Raw genomic sequence first — 19126 nt, 5'->3', positions numbered from 1 at the left:
ATTGGGTATTTACACAAGGACGGGAGACGGCGGCAAGACGAGTGTCATTCGCGGGCGGGTCGACAAGGATCATGCTCGGGTGGAAGCTTACGGAACGGTTGATGAATTGAACACGTTCTTGAGTTCGGCCATTCGCCAGGCGGAGATCGACGGGGAGGCCGAGCTTGCGGCCGAATTGACGGGAATCCAGCAATATCTGTTCGATTGCAGCCATGATCTGGCCGTCGTCTCGCCGGAATTCCGGCCTTACCGGCTTGCGCTGGAGGCGGTTGAACAGCTGGAACGGCGCATGGAGGAGCATCCCCCGGCGGAGCCGCTTCAAGCCGGCTACCCGGACAATCCCCTGTCTGCGAGGCTGATGGTGTGCCGCGGCGTATGCCGGCGGGCGGAACGGCGAATCGTCACCTTGATGCGTGATGAGATCGCCTCGAAGGTCGTATTGCAATATATCAATCGGTTGTCAACGTACTTATGGTGGCTTGCAGACCGCGTGAGCGGGAAGCAGGGTGAGCGATAGGCTTGCGGGCGAACGCCCTCACCGGGCGGCACGGCGGGCGCAGCTCCGAAGGAGTTATGCGCCCGCTATTTTTATGTCGAAGGGGCGTGCTGCGGGACGGCGACCCTTTTTATCGTTGTCAACCTATCCTGCAGCCCTTATAATTAAGCGGAATGACAGGGGTAAATTTAAGAGGTTGTTCAAATCGTCGTCTTTCTTCAGGTTCTCGCAACCTTCTCGGTGCTGAAAACCCGACGATTTGAACGCAGATTGAGATTAACAATCACATTTCACTATGAGACAGGAGACTGACATGACCATTCACATCATCACGGACGGGAGCTCGGACCTGACGCCGGAGCTGGTAGAGCATTACGGCATCCACGTCGTTCCGCTGTACGTTCGATTCGGGCAAGACGTATTGACATCCGATATGAATACGGATTCCTTCTATGAACGGATGCGGGAGGAGCACGAGCTGCCGAATACAGCGAGTCCTTCGCCTGCCGACTTCTATCATATGTATCGATCTCTTGGAACCGACAAGGACATTCTCGTCTTATCGCTGACCTCTCAGCTGAGCAGCACTTACAATCACGCGCTGATGGCCAAGACCATGTATGAGGAAGAAGGACATCCGAACCGGATTGAGGTGCTGGATACGAAGACGGCGTCGATGGGGCTCGGACTGCTGGCCGTGCGGGCGGCCCAATTGGCCCGGGCAGGGGAAGAGCTGCATGACCTGATGGCGAAGATGGTTCATTTTATTAAGCATACACGGACTTATTTTACATTGGATACACTGGAAAATGTCATCCGCGGCGGCCGGTTGAGCCGGATTAAGGGGACGGTCGCCTCGATGCTGAATATTAAGCTTCTGATGGAAGCGAGCGAAGAAGGCTCGATTGAAGTGATGGAAAAAATCCGCGGCACCCAGAAGACGCTGCGGCGCCTGATCGACAAGGTGGGCGATGCGTGGCATCAGGTCGACAAGAACTGGATTGCCCTCGCTCATTCCAACTGCGAGGAGCGCGCCAAAGTCTTTCTCCGCGATTTGCTGGACAAGTATCCGTTCGATCAGGTGCTGTTCGTCAATATGGGGCCGGTGATCGGAACCTATGCAGGGGAAGGCGGCGTCCTGATTTCTTATCAGGAAGCGCCTGCTCTGTCGTAGATTTGTCTATTTTTCGGTGATCGCAATCACTATCCTGTCCCTTCCCCGGGGGTATGATCAGGTTACAGCGCAAGCCTGGCGGCTATGCCGCCGAGCTGAAGCGCTGGACGAGGAAGGGAGAGGTGTCACATGTTTACGGAGGAGATGACGGTACGCGATGCCGTGCTGCGTTATCCGGCGGCGAGCGATTTATTTAAGCGGTTGAAAATTGATTTCTGCTGCGGGGGCAACCGTCCGATACACGAAGCCGCCGCCGAACGGGGACTTGCGGCAGAAGAGGTTATCACCGAGTTGAACCGGATGCGTGAAGCGGCTCCTGCGGCGGGAACGGGCGTCGATTGGCAGTTCATGTCTTCCCGCTCGCTGATTGAATATATCGTGAATAAGCATCACCAGTACTTGCGCGAGCAGCTGCCGGCAATAACGGCGAATGTGGCGCGCGTATATCATGTGCATGGCGGGGATCAACCCCATCTGGCCAAGGTGCATGAGACGTTCTTGCAGCTGAAGGCCGAACTGGAGGCGCATATCGAGAAGGAGGAAGATTCTCACTTCCCGCTCATCCTCCGGTATGAGGACGATCCGGAAGCGACGGCGGCGGAAGCCCGGGCCGTGGTAGCGGAGCTGGCGGAGGAGCATGATGGAGCCGGGGCGCTGCTGAAGCGGCTGCGAGAGGAAACATCGGATTTCACGCCGCCGGAAGGCGCCTGCACGACCTACCGCGTCGCCTATGCGCGGCTGGAAGAGCTGGAATCGATGACCTTCGAGCATGTGCATTTGGAAAATAATGTGCTGTTCCCGCGTATTGCCGGTTAACGCACATCGGACACAGTACAGAGGACAGCCCCCGCGTCAATCGATGACGCCGGGGGCTGCTTCGCGTGGATTCGGCCGCGCTGCCGGTTACATATGAATGCCGGTGTTGGCTTTGACCAGCACCTCATCGAACTTCGCATCCGCATCTTTGCTGCGCGATGACACGATCGTCCCGATCCAGGCGCCGATGAAGCCGAGCGGGATCGAGATAATGCCCGGGTTCGTAAGCGTGATGAGCGGCTCTCCGATGAAGATCGCCTTGCCGGCCGGATCCCAGATGCTCGGGGAGACAGCGACGAGCGCAATCGCCGACAGCAATCCGGTCAGCATGCCGCTGATCGCCCCCGCCGTATTGAAGCGGCGCCAGAAGATCGTGAACAGAATGACCGGAAGGTTCGCGCTGGCCGCGACGGCGAAGGCAAGGCCGACCAGGAAGGCGACATTCAGCTTCGAAGCGAGCAGCGCCAAGGCAATCGAGAGCACCGATACGCCGATGGAGGCGAAGCGGGCGGCCTTCATCTGCTCGCGTTCATTGGCTTTGCCCTTGCGCACGATATGGTTGTAGAAATCATGCGCGAAGGCGGAGGCGGCCGAGAGGACCAGGCCGGTGACGACAGCGAGAATGGTCGCGAACGCGACAGCCGAGATCAGGGCGAAGAAGAAATCGCCGCCGAGCGCCTGGGCCAGAAGCGGCGCGGCCATATTGCCGCCCTTGTCCGCCGCGAGTATCGCGTCGGTCCCGACGAAGGCGGCGGCGCCGAAGCCGAGGAAGATGGTCAGGATGTAGAACAGGCCGATAATCCAGGTGGCATAGACGACCGAGGAACGGGCTGTCGGCGCGTCCTTCACCGTGAAGAAGCGAATAAGAATATGCGGCAGGCCGGCGGTTCCGAGCACCAGTCCGAGATTGAGCGAGAGCGTATCCAGCGGATTGGTGTATTTGTTGCCCGGATTCAAAAAGGCTTCCCCGAGCGGAGTCGCCGTCTTCATCTGCTCGAACATGCCGGTCAGACTGAAGTTGAATTTGGAGAAGACGAAGATGGAGAGCAGGAAGGTCCCGCCCATGAGCAGGATCGCCTTGATGATCTGCACCCATGAGGTGGCATGCATGCCGCCGAAGACGACATACAGCGTCATCAGGCAGCCGACGATGAGGACGGCCCATACATAATCGATCCCGAGCAGCAGCTTGATGAGCGCCCCGGCCCCGACGAGCTGGGCGATCATATAGAAGGTCGAGATCGTCACCGTATTCAGCGCGGCGACGCCCCGGATTTTCATATTATTGAAGCGGGCGGCAATCATATCGGCCAAGGTGAACTTGCCCAGATTGCGCAAAGGCTCCGCGACAAGATACAGGACGACGAGATAGGCGACGAGGAAGCCGATCGAATAGAAGAAGCCGTCGAAGCCGACGAGAGCGATCGATCCGGCGATGCCCAGGAACGAAGCCGCGGACATATAATCCCCCGCGATGGCCAGCCCGTTCTGCCAGCCCTTCAGGCCGCCGCCAGCCGTGTAGAAATCCGCTGCGCTGCGCGTCTTCTTCGCCGCTATGTATGTAATGACCATGGTCAGCATCACGATGGCCAAAAACAAAATGAACGCCGTTGTGCTCATTCGCGTTCCCCACTCCATTCCTGATTGATTTCGGCCACCAGTTTATCGAATTTGGCCGCTCTGCGGGCGTAGAGGACACATAGGACCCAAGTCATGATGAATTGGGCGAAGGCGAATACCCAGGCCCAGGAAATCGCGCCAACCGCGGGCCGGTTCAATATCGTGGTGTAGGAAGTCAGGATCGGCAGGGCGAAATAGAAGAGGAAAAAGAAGATCGTCAGCGGGATAATGAAGCGCTTCTTGCTCTGAATTAACGTATGAAACCGGGACGACTTGGCCATCTGGCCGTAATTCACGCGTTCATGCTTCATAGGACGCGATACACCTCCGAACAATGGTTCAGATTTCATTGCCATGTCAGGATAACGAGTCTATATCAGGAAAAGTAAACGCTTACACCCCTTTCGAAATAACGGTTCGTTCGTATGGCCGTGATGACTTTTTTCTATTATATAAGCCGTTCACCAAATCGTCAAACATTTTCCAGAATCCAGTAAAAATATCCGGCGGTTTGTCCGGCGGACGGTTTGTGATATGATGAAAAATATGCTATGCATCGGTATGCAGATAGAGTCGGGGGATGATGAGAATGTATCGGATTATGATCGTTGAAGATGATGACAAGATTGCTTCCATTCTGCAATCTTCGCTGGAGAAATATGATTACAAAGTGACGAGGGCCACCGATTTCAAGGCGCTGAAGGAAGAGCTGCTTGCGGTGAACCCGGATTTGATTTTGCTCGATATTCATTTGCCGGCCTATGACGGATTCTATTGGTGCCGGCAGTTCCGGATGGTGACCAATGCCCCGATTATTTTCGTGTCCGCGCGTACCGGAGAGATGGACCAGGTGATGGCGATTGAGAACGGGGGCGACGATTTCATCACGAAGCCGTTCCATCTTGATGTGCTCCTGGCGAAGGTCAAGGGCGTCCTGCGCCGAACATACGGGGAGTATGCTTCCACCAACGGCGGCGAGGAGCTGGTCGTGCATGGCTTGAGCCTGCACCGCTCCCGGAATACGCTGGAATGGAAGGGAAGCCGCGTCGATCTGACGAAGAATGAGGCGCTGCTGCTCGCTGTGCTTATGGAGCGCGCCGGTCATATCGTCTCCCGGGAGACGCTGCTGGAGACGCTGTGGGATGATGTCGACTTCGTGGACGATAACACGCTCACCGTGAATGTGACCCGCGTGCGCAAGAAGCTGGAGGAGATTGGCATTCATAAGGCGATCGAGACGATGCGCGGACAGGGATACCGCTTGCAGACGTCGTGGACGGAAGACGGGGATTGGGCATGACCTTTTGGCGCTTTGTGAAGGATCGGTTGCTCCTTGTGCTCGCCTGCTTCGCCGCTTTATTCGTCGCCCTGCTTGTCGTATGGCTGGATCTCGGAATCGGCCAGCGCTATCTGTACAGCGGGAGCCTGACCTACGTATTCGTGCTGGGCGGGGCCGTCATCCTCCTTGGGTTAATCTATGACTATTCGCGGCAGAAGCGCTGGTTCCGCGAGATGAAGAATGCGGAGGAGAATGCGAGCAGCAATGATTTCACGCTCTGTCTTCAGCATCCGGAGACGCAGGAGCAGGAGCGGGTTCACGGCTTGATCAGCCGCCAGTACAGCGCCTACATGGACGATCTGCTGACGATGCAGAAGAACCGGGAGCAGCATCTTCATTTTACGAACCAATGGGTTCATCATATGAAGACGCCGGTGTCGGTGCTGCATCTGATCTCGCAGCAGACGCCACAGCCGCTGTCGCTGGAGGAGACGGAGCAGCTGCTGCGCAGCATCGCGGAAGAGACGGATCGGCTCGCGCGCGGCCTCGATATGATGCTGCATACGGCCCGCATGGAGAAGTTCGACCTTGATCTGCACGTGACGGGACTGTCGCTGCAGCATGTCATCCGGCAGGTCATCAATCAGAATAAAAAAGCACTCATTCGTTACCAAATCTATCCGAAGGTCACGCCTGGCGACACGATGGTCGAGAGCGATGAGAAATGGCTGGCGTTCATTCTGACCCAGCTGGTCACGAACGCGATCAAATATATGAAGGATAAGGAAGGGGCCAAATCGCTCCAGTTCACGGTTCAGCAGGCCGGCGGCGCCGTGCAGCTCCGGGTGCAGGATGAGGGGGTCGGCATCGAGCCGCATGATATCCCGCGCATCTTCGATGCCTTCTTCACCGGGGAGAATGGACGCCGGGAAGGAGATGCCACCGGGATGGGGCTGTATCTGGTCAAGCAGGTGTGCGGCAAGCTCGGTCATACGATAAGCGTCGAATCGGAGCCGCATGCGGGCACGACCTTCACCCTTGGCTTCCATTCCGACGGCATCCACCGCATATGAGCCGGGGCGGGACATGCACCCGCATCATCCAATCTCCGCTTGCAACGCGTGCATGGCAGCCGGCTGCCGTACATGCGTTGTTTGTGTTGTTTATGTTGGTTGCGCTGCGGGCGCGGGCAGCCGTCCGGTTGCCTTAGGTGACAAGTTTGTAAGCTGGCGCAAGGCTATTCCATGTCGTGCCTGGCCGAAAACGGTTATACTGAAGAAAAGTAACGAATGAACGGATGAGTGTATTCGCCCGCATGACTGGAAAGGGGATAGAAATATGGAGGTTCTAAGAGCGGAGCAGCTGTCCAAAGTATATGGCACCAAAGGAAGAATGACGTATACGGCGCTCAAAGACATTCATTTGCGTGTGGATGAGGGAGAATTCGTGGGCATTATGGGCCCGTCGGGGAGCGGGAAGACGACGCTGCTCAATATTCTCGCGACGATAGATAAGCCGACTTCCGGCAAGCTCTGGATTAACGGAACCGATCCGACGAAGCTAAGCAACAAGAAGCTGGCGCATTTCCGCCGCCGGGAGCTCGGCTTCGTGTTTCAGGATTTCAATTTGCTGGATACGCTGAGTATTAAGGAGAATATCATTTTGCCGCTGGCGCTGGATCAGATCTCGGCGCGCGATATTGAGCAGCGGCTCGCCGATACGATTCGCTGGCTCGGCATCGAGCCGATTCTGGATAAGCGGACGTACGAGGTCTCGGGGGGGCAGAAGCAGCGGACAGCCATTGCGCGCGCGGTGATCCATCAGCCGTCCCTGCTGCTGGCGGACGAACTGACCGGGAATCTTGATTCGAAGGCGGCGAAGGAAGTGATGAACGCTCTCGAAGATCTGAATGAGAACCAGAACCGCACCATTCTCATGGTGACGCATGATCCGTTCGCAGCGAGCTACTGCAAGCGGATTTTGTTCATCAAGGACGGACAAATTTTTTCCGAGCTGCGCCGCGGCTCGAACCGGCAGACGTTCTTCCAACACATACTAGACTCGCTCAGTCTGTTAGGGGGCCAATTCGATGACGTACCGACAGCTCGCTATCAATAATATTAAAGGCAGTTGGCATCGGTACGGCGCTTATTTTCTCAGCTGCGTCTTCGCCGTCATGATCTTTTTCGTGTACGCGTCGATTATTTACCATCCGGAGGTGGCGAACGGCAAAATACAGGAAAGCGACTATGTGCGCCAGCTGATGATTGCATGCGAAGTGCTCATCATGGTGTTCTCGTTTTTTTTCATCCTGTATTCGAGCTCCGCTTTTCTCAAATCCCGGCAAAAAGAGCTTGGCTTGTTATCCTTGTTCGGCTCGACCAAAGGCCAGCTCCGCATGCTGGTGTTCTATGAAAACATGCTGATCTCCATCATGGCGATCGTCGTAGGCATCGGAAGCGGCATGGTGCTGCTGAAGCTGTTCCTGATGGCGATGTCCCGGCTGTTGCGGGTGAGCGAGCCGCTGAGCTTCTATATCAGTCCGTCTGCGATCGGGCTGACATCCATCGGCTATCTGCTGCTGTTCGCCTTCATTACGCTCTTCTCGCTGCGCCATGTGAGCCGGGTCGAGATTATCCATTTGATCCGGGCGGACAAGGAGCCGAAGTCGCCCCCCAAGTTTTCCTGGTTCCTCGTGTTCCTGTCGGTGCTGACGCTCGGGAGCGGGTACGGTCTGGCTTATGTGACCGATTTTAGACTGTTCGTTCTGTCGGCGATGCCGATTATCGGGCTGACTGTGCTCGGCACGTATTTTTTATTCACGCAGCTCAGCGTGGCGATCATTCGGGGGCTGCAGAAAAATAAGCGGTTCTATTACCGGGGCACTCATCTCCTGAATGTCTCTCAAGCGGCCTTCAAAATGAAGGATAATGCCCGTGTGCTGTTCAACGTGTCGATTCTATGCGCCGTCGTCCTTACCGCCACCGCTACCGTATACGCCTTCGATCAAGGGATGCGAATCTCAATCAGACTCAACAATCCGTTCGTATTGACGATGTCCGCGGGCAAGGCGGATCAACCTCCGGTCACGCCGGACCGCATCGAGCGGCTGGCGGAGCAAATGAAGCATCACGTCACCTTCTCCGACAAGGCCCGCGTCGTCGATGCGATGGTGAAGGAGGGCAGGCTGGAGTATTATGGGGCATTGGTTGGGGAATCCGACTATAATCGGCTTGCCGGAGAGTTGGGGTATGACCCTGTCCGGATTGAGCAAGGCAAAGGGATTCTGGTCGATCAGCGCGATATGCTGCTTAATGCAAATTTCTCCGAGGATATGCGGGAAGGCGAGCGCCTTTCTGTTCGAGTCGAAGGTCAAGCGAAGCCGTTTCAGCTTGAGATTCAGGAGGTGCATGCGAACCAGATCGTATTGACGAGGAGCGTCAGCTACCGTTTGTTCGTCGTTCCTGACGCCCTGTTAGAACGAGTGTACCGGCAGGCGCCGGCGGATCAGGCGCAGACGTTGTATGTCATGAACTGGACCGATTGGGAGGATGCGATGCCCCTGATGGAACGGATTCGGGAGATGCGGGATCCGGCTTCGGAATTCGAGATTTACAGCCGGACCGAGGATTGGAACGATACCCGGCAATCCTCCTCGCTCGGACTGTTCATCGGCTTGTTCATCAGTCTGCTGTTCTTCATCGCGAGCGGCAGCGTCATTTACTTCAAGCTGTTCACGGAGCTGCAGGATGACCAGGCTCATTTCCGGGCGCTGACCCGCATCGGTCTGTCGGTCGCGGAGATTCGCCGCGTCGTGACCTTTCAGGTGGGGCTCATCTTCTTCGCCCCATGCATCGTTGGCAGCATCCATACGCTGTTCGCGATGAAGACATTGACCAATCTGATGAATATCAATGTGATGGGATACGGCGTTACGGTGGTTGGCTTGTTCGTTCTGATGCAGACGCTCTATTTTTTGATGGCGCGTCGCACTTATATGGGCAAGATTTTGGAGGAGGCCGTCGTCTAGCTTGACGCGATCTTCCATCCGTGTCGAATCATGGATAACCTCGTTGCTATTGTTACTGGATTGATACTTTTTCTCGCCATCTTTCATGCATAATAGAGGCAGAGTGTCTCAAGTGAATGCGTTTAACTTGAAGGCGGGAAAGTGAGTGGACGGCAATGGGGAAACATCATTTCAGCTTCAGGAGGGGCAGCTGGCTCGGCTTAGAACTGTTGCTGCTGGGCGTTCTCTTTTTGGTGTCTTCAGCATGCGCATCAAGCGTTTCCCACAGGGGAGAGCAAGAAGACGCGGAGCCTCCTGGGAAGGAAGTCATCGTCTCGATTGACGGAGGCACATTCGTTCCAACTTTGTCGGAGCGCATCGTTGTCAGCTATCAGCCATCCATGAAGCTCGTCGACGCGCTGAAGCAATCCGGAACCGTCAAAGTATCCGAGGACAATTCCACCATCGCCTCGGTTGGCGACGTGGCCCTCGATCCGAAGATGGAATGGGGCCTGCTGCTGAACGGGAAGGAATTCGTGCTCCCGCTCGCGATGGATAAGAAGCTGAAGCCTGACGATATCGTCGGCGTCTTCATCAAGAAGCTGGAGGTCCGAACGAACCATGTGGCGGCTCCCGGCGTAACGCTTCGCATCGACGGAGGCACGGTCGCGCCGAATATTACGAATTCCTATCTGGTCCGTTGGACGGAGGAGTTGACGCTCCAGGAGCTGGTTCAGAACTTCGCGCAGATCAGTCTGGACGAGGACCATACACATGTCCTTCGCATCGGCGAGAAGGAACCGGAGGTTGAAGCGGTTCTGACCTTGAAGCTGAACGACAAGAAGCTGGATTATCATCAGGATACCGAGCGCAAGCTGAAGCCTGATGATGAGATCGAAATCAAGATTACACCATAAATAAATGGGGTACAGACGGGACAAGCCCTTGCGACGCAATCAACGATTGCGCCGCAAGGGCTTGTTGCCGTAATCCGGAGCTTGTCTGCTCCCGTTACTTGATGACTTCGATCTCGACTTCCCGAGGCCGGTATACGGCGATTAACTCGCCCTGGCGATTGGCAGCGAACATCACGGTGCGTTCGCTGGCCAGCTTGAAAGCGTATGTTGTTCCGTTATCCGGCTGGACGATGCGGACAGTCTCATCCTGCCCCGATTCGGATACGAACAGATAGAGACGGCCCTGCGCGAAGGTAAGGCAGCGTCCGTACACTCCCGGGCGGCTGCCGCCTTCCTCCCAGCGCAGATCAGGCTCAATGGATGCGATCTGCATGGCATGCGCGTACACCTCCGCGACGGCAGCATGCCGATCATTCCATTCGACCGGGAGGCCGACCCAGAGGAGCTTGCCGCGTCCGATCGGCTGCTCCACCAGCGCGGACGGGCTGCCGTCGGCACTCGTTTCTTTGAACACCTGCTTTATCTTGCGGCCGCCGAACGAGAGCGGAATCTCCCGTCCTGCGAGGAGGAAGCGTTCCTCGCGCACGACGCTGCCGAGGCGCCGCGGACCGAGCAGGCTGTCCATCCGGGCGGTCGCCTGCCAATATTCGTTGCGGCCGATCGGGCCGGTAATGAGCAGGGTCGCGCCGGATCGCTCCACGAAGGCGAGCAGTCGATCGAGGGCCGCATCGGTCATATGATGCGGAGACGGCACGATAATGAGACGCGGCGGCATATCATCCAGCGCCTCCAGCTGGTATTCTCCCATCGCCCGGAACGGAACCTTCAACTCATAGGCCAGCACGCGCGCCGCCGTTGACGTCGCTTCGGCCGCCATTCGCCTGTTAGACAGATCGTTCGCTTCCGGGTAGATGACGACGATCGGCTCCAGCTCGCGATCCCGGAAGAGCGGGGCTGCCGCCTGCATGAATGCGCCGAAGTCATAGGAGACATCGGCCTCCGGCTTCTCCGTGCCGTCCGCGCGCAGCGCGCCGATATTGGATTCATTCACATTGTTCATATAGAAATTCGTGTTCCAGATCCATTGCACCGCCCCGGCGCAGCCGGTCGCAAACGCATAGGCGTATTTCCGTTCCAAAATGTTGCGCAGCTGCTCCTCCGTCCGCAGGGCGAAGCCGTCCGGCGTCATGCCATACATGATGCCCGTCTCCTGAATGAGATTGGGCTTATACGGCGTTTTCGTGAACACGCCGTCCCAGATGAGCTGATCGTACAGCCACCACGAATGGTTCGACGTATAGTCCACAGACGCTTCATAGAAGAACGGGCTTGGCCGCTGCGCCGCCAGCGCCTCATCCTGGCCGACGCATACGAGCTGCTCCGGCTGATGGAACGAAATCGTGTCGCGCATCGCTTGCACCCACCGGTTGAGCATCTCCATCGTGAACAGTGAATAATCAAGCCAGCGCGTTCCTTTTTTCTCCTTGATCATATCCTGGGCATCAAAGTTAATCTCCTGCGGCTCCGGCGGCACAATCGCGTGGAAGCCCGGCACCTGCTCCGGCGTCATGCCCCAGCGCTCCTGCAGCAGGCGGATATCGCCGGCGTAGCGTTCCTGCAGCCATTCGCGGAAGGCCGCGATCTCATACTTGTCCTTCGCGCTGCGCGGTCCGGCGAATACCCGCTTCGGGTCGAAGAGGGACGGCTCGTTGATCAGATCCCAGTGGACGAACGACGAGTGGCGGTGCCGTTCGACGACTGCCCCGATAAAGCGCTTCTGCGCCTCGATGCTGCGCGGATCGAGGTACGGATTCGTTCCTTCCCACAGCTCCGGCGCGAAGGAGAAGAAGTTGAAGCATACTTCGATGCCGTGCTTCTTCGCGGTCAGGAAGAAGGCGTCCAGGGCGCACAGCACATCCTCCGACGGATGCCCGTCCACATACATGATGTGGCGGTAGGCGGTCCAGATGCCGGTGCGGATCAGATTGATTCCGGCCTTCTTCATCTGGGCCATATCGCGATCCCATACCGCCGTATTTGGCAGGAACACGAACTTGCGGGCCACATCGCTCGACATGTACGTCATGCCGACGATGGGAACGGGAACGCCGTCGCGCTCGAAGTAATCCCGGCCCGCCTTCAGGAAGGAGCCGCTCCGCAGCAGCTCTTCGTCGCGGCACCAGAAGCCCTGCCGCAGCAGGCGAACCTCGCCCGTGCCGCTCACGAGCCGGGCATTCACCCGGTACATGCCCGGAGCGAGCACGGTGTCCGGCTTCAAGGTCATCCGCTCCAGCTCCCGCCCGCAGCGGATGGCGAGCTCGCTGCGCCACAGCACTTCGCCGTCGTCCGCCGTCAGCTCGACGCTGGCCTGCCAGACGACTTCCGCGGCGTCGGCCGCGCTTCGGCGCGAAGCGGCCAGCGGTCCGCCAGCGCCGTAGCTGGCCCGGGCCGCAGGCAGCAGCTGCGTCTGCAGGGTCAGCTTCGGGCGCTCGCCCGGCTCATAACAGGCAAGGCCCGGCTTCAGCCACCAATCGCTGACGCCATACGAGCAATAACGGGCCCAGGCGAGGAGCGACTCCGCTCCCGCCTGCTCCAGGAACTCCGCTGTCAGCGGCTGGTTCACGAACAGCCAGCGGGTGCCGGCGAACTCGCCCTTCGTGTTCTCGAGCAGCACGACGGGCGCGCCGACCTCCCGGCCATCGCGGTCCAGCGCCGTCACGAGCGGAATGATGTGGGCATCCATCGGGCCGGCGGAACCGTGCTCGCCGGGACAGTCGTCGTGCCGGGTCACCCAGAGCACGAAGCTGCAGGTCGGCGAGGCCGGCCACAGCGGCGCCGCCTGCTCGAACAAGGGGCGCTCCACGTTGGCGGCGAAGCGTTCGAACCGTTCCGCCTGCACCGGCATGCACTCGTGGATGCGAAGGCGCTGGTGATAGGCCGTCTGTTCCGGCTCCGCCGTCCAGCCGCTGCCGTCGCGGTAGACGGGAATGCGGAAGGGGGAGCCGCCGGCGCTGAGCAGATGTCCGCCCCGTTCGAGGAACGCGGCGATGGACGCCCATGCGTTCTTCGGAAAGTATGGGGCGTGCAGGTTGATAAATACGCCGCCCTGCTGCGCGTCCAGCGCTTCGGCGAGCTGATCCGCTTGTACGATCTTCCATTCGGCGGCGAGGCGATCCCGCATGGCGGGAGGAAGTGCATCGCTGGCGGACGGGAAGCTTGGATCATATAGACATACATAAGAAGTCTTCATTGCAGTATCTCCTTTAAGTGCCTGTTCAAAAGGCCGCTGCTGATTTTTTTGAACAATCTTTTCACTTGAACATCTTGAGTTGACGCTGTTCTCATTATAGGGGAAGCCGGGAAGGCTGTCTTTATAAGAAATTCCCGTCTCACGATTGGGGCGGAGGTTCAAAAGATGGTGAACGGGCGGGGAGAGGGGGAGAGAGGCAGGTTCAGAGGAAGTGTAGTGGTGAGTGCAGTGGCAAGTACAGTATAAAGGCAGAAATACTGTGGCAAGTGCAGCGGGAAAAGCCCCGGAACGCGTATGGAGCGGCCAAAGCCAAATGTGAACAAACGCGCAAAAAACCGACACATTTGCTGTGCGCGTAATCACTCGCCTTGCTTCCAGTTAGAGGTAAAATACAAATATAAATGTATGTGAAAAAAGTAACAATTGATGAGTGAGGATTTTCGATTGTGAGAAGGAGGGACCACCATGGAACGAAAATGGCGGCTGGTCGTCGTAGGCAACGGCATGGCAGGCATCAATACGGTGGAGCAGCTGTTGAAGCTGACCGACCGTTACGACATTACGGTCATTGGGGAGGAACCGCATCCCAACTATAACCGGATTCTGCTGTCTTACGTGCTGGAGGGCAGCAAAAAGCTGGATGACATCGTATTGAATCCGTATTCGTGGTATGAAGAGGCCGGCATTACGCTGCTGGCGGGCGAGATGGGGGAGCGGATCGACACTGAACGCCGCGTCGTCCTGACCGATAAAGGCCGCGAGGTGCCGTATGATCGGGTCATCATCGCGACCGGATCGACACCGTTCCGGCTGCCCGTGCCCGGCGCGGACAAGGAGGGCGTCGTCGGCTTCCGCAGCATCGAGGATTGCGATCGCATGATTGCCGCAGCGGGAACGTATAAGACGGCAGCCGTCATCGGCGGCGGCCTGCTCGGCCTGGAAGCGGCGAAGGGACTGGTTCAGCTGGGCATGGACGTGACGGTGGTCCATCTGCCCGACTATGTGATGGAGCGCCAGCTGGATTTGACCGCGGCGCGCCTGCTTGAGCAGGAGCTGGAGCGCCAGGGCATCCGGTTCGCTCTCGGCAAGCAGACGGTGGAGATTACGGGCGGCGAGCGCGTGGAAGGCTTGCGCTTCAGCGACGGGACGGAATTGAAGGCGGAGTTCGTCGTCATGGCGGTCGGCATTCGCCCGAATGTCGGGATCGGTCAGGCGAGCGGCCTCGACGTGAACCGGGGCATCGTGGTGGACGACTGGCTGCGGACTTCCGCCGAAGACGTCTATGCCGTCGGGGAGTGCACGGAGCATCGCCGCGTCTGCTACGGGCTCGTCGCTCCGCTGTTCGAGCAGGGCGCGGTGCTGGCGAAGACGCTCGCCGGCGTGGAGACGAAGCCGTATGAAGGCTCGGTCTGCTCGACCAAGCTCAAAGTGTCCGGCGTCGACGTCTTCTCGACAGGCATCTTCCTGGAGACGCCGGAATGCGCCACCCTGACCTTCCATGACGGGTGGAAGCGCACGTACCGGAAAATCGTGCTCCGGGACAATATCATCGTCGGCGCCGTGCTGTTCGGCGATACGGATGATGCTGCCAAGCTGGAACGCCTCGTGAAGCAGGGTGCGGCCATGACCGACGAGCTGTACCAGGAATTGACGGGTACGGGAGGCTGCTGCGGCTCGAAGGCGAATGCGGCTGCCGAATTGGCGGATGACGATATCGTCTGCGGCTGCAATGGCGTGACCAAAAAGATGATTTTGGACGCCATCGCGGACAACGGCCTCACGACGCTGGATGAAGTCAAAGCCTGCACCGGGGCTTCGCGCTCCTGCGGCGGCTGCAAGCCGCTGGTGGAGCAGCTGCTCCAGCATGCTCTCGGCGACGGCTTCGAAGCGGGTGCCGTCAAGCAAGGCATCTGCGGCTGCACCGAGCACTCGCGCGACGAGATTGTTGCCGCGATTCGGGAGCAGGGGCTCCATACGGTTCACGAAGTGATGGCGGCACTGGAATGGAAGCAGCCGGAGGGCTGTTCGAAATGCCGTCCCGCGCTGAACTACTATCTCGGCATGATCTGGCCGGAGAGCTACCGGGACGACAAAGCGTCACGCTTCGTGAACGAACGGATGAACGCCAATATTCAGAAGGACGGCACCTACACGGTCGTGCCGCGGATGTACGGCGGCATGACCTCGCCGGAGGAATTGAAAAAAATTGCGGATGTGTCGCTTCAGTATAATGTGGAGCTCGTCAAAATGACGGGGGGACAGCGGATCGATCTAATCGGCGTCAAAAAAGAAGATGTGCCGAAAGTGTGGGAGGCGCTCGATATGCCGTCGGGCTATGCCTACGCCAAATCGCTGCGCACGGTCAAAACCTGTGTCGGCTCCAGATACTGCCGCTTCGGCACCCAGGATTCGCTGGCCATGGGCGCACTGCTGGAGCGCAAGTTCGAGCGGATCGACTACCCGGCCAAGTTCAAAATGGCCGTGAACGGATGTCCGCGCAACTGCGCCGAATCCTGCACGAAGGATATCGGCATCGTCGGCAATGACGGCGGCTGGGAGATCTATATCGGCGGCAACGGCGGCATCAAGCCGCGGCTGGCGGATCTGCTGTGCAAGGTCAAGACGGATGATGAGCTTGTCGAGATGACGGCGGCGGCCATTCAATATTACCGCGAGTCGGCCAACTATTTGGAGCGGACGTCGGAATGGGTAGAGCGAATCGGGCTGGATGCGATCCGTCGTACCGTGGTGGAAGACAGCGAAGAGCGCCAGCGGCTCGTCGCACGGATCGACATCGCTCTCGCCCAGGCGGAAGATCCATGGAAGCAAGTATTGGATCAGCCGGATTTGCGGAGCAAGCTGTTCGAAGCCGTTACGTTGGAGCAATAGCGGAGAGGAGGAGACGAGCATGGCCAAATCAGTGGATGGAGCGTTTGTGCCGGTAGGGGAGATGGAGCAGTTTTTGCCGCGAGTGGGCCGCGTCGTGCGGATGAACGGCGCCGCGGTCGCAGTCTTCCGGACGGAAGACGGATGGTATGCGCTGGAGGATCGGAGCCCGCATCCGAAAGGAGGCCCGCTCAGCGAAGGAATCGTATCGGGACATTATTTGTACGATCCGCTGTATGATTGGAAGATCGATCTTCGCGACGGCCTCGTGCAGGCCCCGGACTCCGGGCAGGTAAAGACCTATCCGATCAAGGCGGAGAACGGCATTGTAATGATTGCGGCAGGCGGGGCAGGCCGTGACGGCAGCATATAGGCAAAAGATCCGTTAGCAGGATAGAGAGGAGAGGAGACGCGATGTTCAAGGGATCCCTGGAAGCCGTCAATGAAGCGGTAGAGGCGAAGAAGAAGCTGATGCAATCAGGGCTGCTGCGTTATATCGTGTCGGCGATGCTGGCAGGCGCCTATGTCGGCTTCGGCATTATGCTTATTTTTACGGTCGGGGGGAGCTTCAAGGCGGCTGGCTCTCCTGCCGTGCCGCTGGTGATGGGCATGTCTTTCGGCATTGCCCTCACCCTGGTCATATTCGCCGGCTCCGAGCTGTTCACGGGGAACAATATGCTGTTCACCGTAAGCTCCTTGTCGGGAAGGACGCCTTGGCGGACGACGTGGGCGAACTGGGGCATTGTCTTCCTCGGCAATCTGCTCGGCGCGGTTCTGTTCAGTCTGCTCATTCGAGGATCGGGCGTGTTCGGCGCCGCGCCGGCCGATCATCTGCTGTTCACGGCGGCGGCCACGAAGATGAAGCTGCCGATCGATCAGCTCTTCTTCCGCGGCATTCTGTGCAACTGGCTCGTCTGTCTGGCGATCTGGACGGCGATGCGCGCCAAGGAAGAGATCGCCAAGCTGGTATTGATCTGGTGGATGCTGTATGCCTTCATCGCCACCGGATTTGAGCACAGCGTGGCCAATATGTCGCTGCTGACGACGGCATTGCTGCTGCCCCAGCATCCAGAGACGGTGACGATGGCAGGATGGCTGCATAACATGATTCCCGTGACGCTGGGCAATATCGTCGGCGGCGCTATTTTCGTAGGCATGGCTTATTGGTTCATCAGCCCGGTGCGGAAACGGTCATAATTCCCTGTGCGGCGCGGCACATCTCTGCATCGTGTCAGTCCATCAGCAGTACATCAAGAGCACATAATGAAAGTACATGAATCAAGAGAGCCTGAAGCGGGAGCAATCTCCAGCTTTGGGCTTTTTACTATATCATCGAGCTTTTATCCCCTGCTTTGAACGTGTTGTTCTGCCTTCGGACTCCTCTTTCCGCTGGAATTGTTCTAAAATGCTGCAAAAATGCAGTATTCGGATCGTTGCTTCAAACCCGGGCTGGAATTCCTGCAGAAGTACATCAATTTAATGATATCGCGAGGAGTAAGAGATAAATTGGGACAAAATGATGCACTGGGGCAGGAATTTTTGCGAAAATAAGCTAAAGTGGAGAAAATTGATGTATAATTGCAGGAATTGGGTGCGACTTAGCAAATGCGGATTACAACTAAGCAAGTGCCAACTGGGCAAGTACGGATTGCAACTGAGCAAGTGCCAACTGCGCAAATGCAGATTACAACTGGGCAAGTGCGGATTACAACTGGGGCGAGACAGAACATGCAAAAAAGCCAGCGGCATCAAGCTGCTGGCTTCGATATTGGATGGGGGAAAGGAGGGGCCGTCATAATCGAATGACTAGATGCGGCAGATCTCCTTCGGACACATTTCACACCGGCAGACGTCCCGGAGATGATCCAGCTCGCGGATGACAATCATGCCGCTCTCGTATTCGAGCACGCCCTTCTTGCGGAGATCGCTCAGCATCCGGTTCACGCTCTCGCGGGTAGCCCCAATCATATTCGACAAATCGGTGTGCGTAATCTTCTTGTTAATAAGCACGCCGCCGTCGTCCAGCTCCTCTCCGTACGTGTTGGACAGGCGGATCAGCGTCGAGCACAGCGCGCCCGGCTTGCCGTACATCATCAGATCGCGGAATTTTGTCTGCGTCAGACGATGGTGGATCCCCATCCATTTCATGAAGTCGATCGAAAAATCGCAGTATTGGCAGATTAAAATCTCAATATCCTTCTGATCGATCAGGCCGAGCTCGGCTTCCTCGATCACTTCCGCCGTGAAGCTGTGCTTCGTGCTGTTGAACGGGTCCACCTGCCCGATCATGTCTCCGGCTTGATACATATAGAGAATCAATTCCTTGCCTTCATCCGTCGATTTCGTTATTTTGACGCGGCCGCTCTTGAGAATGAAGAGCTTATCGGACACGTCGCCTTCCCAGAATAGATGCGAGTTCTCGGGGTAGGTCCGATCCTTCGCAATCTCCAACAGCCGCTGTCGGTTCTGCTCCGAAAAACACGATAAGTTGCAGTGTTCGCCGAGTTGTTCCATCATGTTGGCCACTCCATTCGCCTCCAATTGTCTATTTCCAAATGTTATTTATTGGGTTTTATGATATATCATGTGACATGTTTCACTAAATCCTTTGATACTACTATCATGTACGTTCCTGCGAGTATTGTCAATTTAGAAATGTTTAAATTTTTTACAAATTAG

At 57.4% G+C, this 19126-nt stretch carries 15 protein-coding genes; 11 read left to right on the top strand and 4 right to left on the bottom strand.

Annotated features, from left to right (window positions below; all coding sequences use genetic code 11):
* Position 1 precedes the first annotated feature (1 nt).
* From NNL35_RS22030 to ric, 3 genes are all read left to right on the top strand, one after another.
* The gene (locus NNL35_RS22030) at positions 2-517 is read left to right on the top strand and encodes a cob(I)yrinic acid a,c-diamide adenosyltransferase (protein ID WP_006675958.1); all 516 of its coding nucleotides are present in this window, start codon (positions 2-4) and stop codon (positions 515-517) included.
* A gap of 292 nt (positions 518-809) precedes the next feature.
* The gene (locus NNL35_RS22025) at positions 810-1670 is read left to right on the top strand and encodes a DegV family protein (RefSeq protein ID WP_006675959.1); all 861 of its coding nucleotides are present in this window, start codon (positions 810-812) and stop codon (positions 1668-1670) included.
* Between the two features lie 129 nt (positions 1671-1799).
* Positions 1800-2486 carry an iron-sulfur cluster repair di-iron protein gene (ric, locus tag NNL35_RS22020; RefSeq protein WP_006675960.1) on the top strand — a complete coding sequence of 229 codons (687 nt, stop codon included), beginning with the start codon at positions 1800-1802 and terminating at the stop codon, positions 2484-2486.
* Between the two features lie 87 nt (positions 2487-2573).
* On the opposite strand, the gene NNL35_RS22015 is transcribed toward ric, so the two are convergent.
* Both NNL35_RS22015 and NNL35_RS22010 read right to left on the bottom strand, forming a co-directional pair.
* Positions 2574-4106, bottom strand: coding sequence for a solute symporter family protein (locus NNL35_RS22015; protein WP_006675961.1), 1533 nt, complete (start codon positions 4104-4106; stop codon positions 2574-2576).
* Positions 4103-4417 (bottom strand): DUF485 domain-containing protein, encoded by a 315-nt coding sequence (locus NNL35_RS22010; protein WP_006675962.1) that lies wholly within the window; start codon positions 4415-4417, stop codon positions 4103-4105. Before NNL35_RS22010 ends, NNL35_RS22015 begins: the two co-directional genes overlap by 4 nt.
* Before the next feature lie 278 nt (positions 4418-4695).
* Here NNL35_RS22010 and NNL35_RS22005 point away from each other — a divergent pair, with 278 nt between their 5' ends.
* From NNL35_RS22005 to NNL35_RS21985, 5 genes are all read left to right on the top strand, one after another.
* Complete coding sequence (locus NNL35_RS22005) at positions 4696-5406, top strand: response regulator transcription factor (protein ID WP_006675963.1); 711 nt, start codon at positions 4696-4698, stop codon at positions 5404-5406.
* Entirely contained in the window at positions 5403-6458 is a 1056-nt protein-coding gene (locus NNL35_RS22000) for a sensor histidine kinase (RefSeq protein ID WP_006675964.1), read from the top strand. Before NNL35_RS22005 ends, NNL35_RS22000 begins: the two co-directional genes overlap by 4 nt.
* Positions 6459-6723: 265 nt before the next feature.
* Positions 6724-7503 (top strand): ABC transporter ATP-binding protein, encoded by a 780-nt coding sequence (locus NNL35_RS21995; protein ID WP_006675965.1) that lies wholly within the window; start codon positions 6724-6726, stop codon positions 7501-7503.
* Entirely contained in the window at positions 7475-9415 is a 1941-nt protein-coding gene (locus NNL35_RS21990; protein ID WP_006675966.1) for an ABC transporter permease, read from the top strand. The genes NNL35_RS21995 and NNL35_RS21990 overlap by 29 nt, the downstream gene beginning before the upstream one ends.
* A gap of 155 nt (positions 9416-9570) precedes the next feature.
* Entirely contained in the window at positions 9571-10311 is a 741-nt protein-coding gene (locus tag NNL35_RS21985) for a hypothetical protein (protein ID WP_006675967.1), read from the top strand.
* Between the two features lie 94 nt (positions 10312-10405).
* On the opposite strand, the gene NNL35_RS21980 is transcribed toward NNL35_RS21985, so the two are convergent.
* Positions 10406-13561, bottom strand: a complete 3156-nt coding sequence (locus NNL35_RS21980; RefSeq protein ID WP_006675968.1) for an alpha-amylase family protein — start codon at positions 13559-13561, stop codon at positions 10406-10408.
* A 465-nt stretch (positions 13562-14026) separates the two neighbouring features.
* Between NNL35_RS21980 and nirB the strand changes: the two genes are divergently transcribed.
* Genes nirB through NNL35_RS21965 form a run of 3 tightly spaced genes read left to right on the top strand, consistent with a single transcriptional unit; the run spans position 14027 to position 17644 of the window.
* Positions 14027-16450 (top strand): nitrite reductase large subunit NirB, encoded by a 2424-nt coding sequence (gene nirB / locus NNL35_RS21975; RefSeq protein ID WP_006675969.1) that lies wholly within the window; start codon positions 14027-14029, stop codon positions 16448-16450.
* Between the two features lie 19 nt (positions 16451-16469).
* Positions 16470-16820, top strand: a complete 351-nt coding sequence (gene nirD, locus NNL35_RS21970; RefSeq protein ID WP_006675970.1) for a nitrite reductase small subunit NirD — start codon at positions 16470-16472, stop codon at positions 16818-16820.
* A 41-nt stretch (positions 16821-16861) separates the two neighbouring features.
* The gene (locus NNL35_RS21965) at positions 16862-17644 is read left to right on the top strand and encodes a formate/nitrite transporter family protein (protein WP_006675971.1); all 783 of its coding nucleotides are present in this window, start codon (positions 16862-16864) and stop codon (positions 17642-17644) included.
* Between the two features lie 609 nt (positions 17645-18253).
* On the opposite strand, the gene NNL35_RS21960 is transcribed toward NNL35_RS21965, so the two are convergent.
* Entirely contained in the window at positions 18254-18964 is a 711-nt protein-coding gene (locus tag NNL35_RS21960; RefSeq protein WP_040730586.1) for a Crp/Fnr family transcriptional regulator, read from the bottom strand.
* Positions 18965-19126 lie beyond the last annotated feature (162 nt).

Origin of the sequence: Paenibacillus dendritiformis, assembly GCF_945605565.1 — a bacterium.
Classification (GTDB): Bacteria; Bacillota; Bacilli; order Paenibacillales; family Paenibacillaceae; genus Paenibacillus_B; species Paenibacillus_B dendritiformis_A.
This window is presented reverse-complemented; position numbering and strand designations above follow the sequence as displayed.

Bases quoted from the DNA above. Each gene is read 5' to 3' on its own strand.
- NNL35_RS22025 (WP_006675959.1), top strand. From the start codon at position 810: ATGACCATTCACATCATCACGGACGGGAGCTCGGACCTGACGCCGGAG.
- ric (WP_006675960.1), top strand. From the start codon at position 1,800: ATGTTTACGGAGGAGATGACGGTACGCGATGCCGTGCTGCGTTATCCG.
- NNL35_RS22015 (WP_006675961.1), bottom strand. From the start codon at position 4,106: ATGAGCACAACGGCGTTCATTTTGTTTTTGGCCATCGTGATGCTGACC.
- NNL35_RS22010 (WP_006675962.1), bottom strand. From the start codon at position 4,417: ATGAAGCATGAACGCGTGAATTACGGCCAGATGGCCAAGTCGTCCCGG.
- NNL35_RS22005 (WP_006675963.1), top strand. From the start codon at position 4,696: ATGTATCGGATTATGATCGTTGAAGATGATGACAAGATTGCTTCCATT.
- NNL35_RS22000 (WP_006675964.1), top strand. From the start codon at position 5,403: ATGACCTTTTGGCGCTTTGTGAAGGATCGGTTGCTCCTTGTGCTCGCC.
- NNL35_RS21995 (WP_006675965.1), top strand. From the start codon at position 6,724: ATGGAGGTTCTAAGAGCGGAGCAGCTGTCCAAAGTATATGGCACCAAA.
- NNL35_RS21990 (WP_006675966.1), top strand. From the start codon at position 7,475: ATGACGTACCGACAGCTCGCTATCAATAATATTAAAGGCAGTTGGCAT.
- NNL35_RS21985 (WP_006675967.1), top strand. From the start codon at position 9,571: ATGGGGAAACATCATTTCAGCTTCAGGAGGGGCAGCTGGCTCGGCTTA.
- NNL35_RS21980 (WP_006675968.1), bottom strand. From the start codon at position 13,561: ATGAAGACTTCTTATGTATGTCTATATGATCCAAGCTTCCCGTCCGCC.
- nirB (WP_006675969.1), top strand. From the start codon at position 14,027: ATGGAACGAAAATGGCGGCTGGTCGTCGTAGGCAACGGCATGGCAGGC.
- nirD (WP_006675970.1), top strand. From the start codon at position 16,470: ATGGCCAAATCAGTGGATGGAGCGTTTGTGCCGGTAGGGGAGATGGAG.
- NNL35_RS21965 (WP_006675971.1), top strand. From the start codon at position 16,862: ATGTTCAAGGGATCCCTGGAAGCCGTCAATGAAGCGGTAGAGGCGAAG.
- NNL35_RS21960 (WP_040730586.1), bottom strand. From the start codon at position 18,964: ATGATGGAACAACTCGGCGAACACTGCAACTTATCGTGTTTTTCGGAG.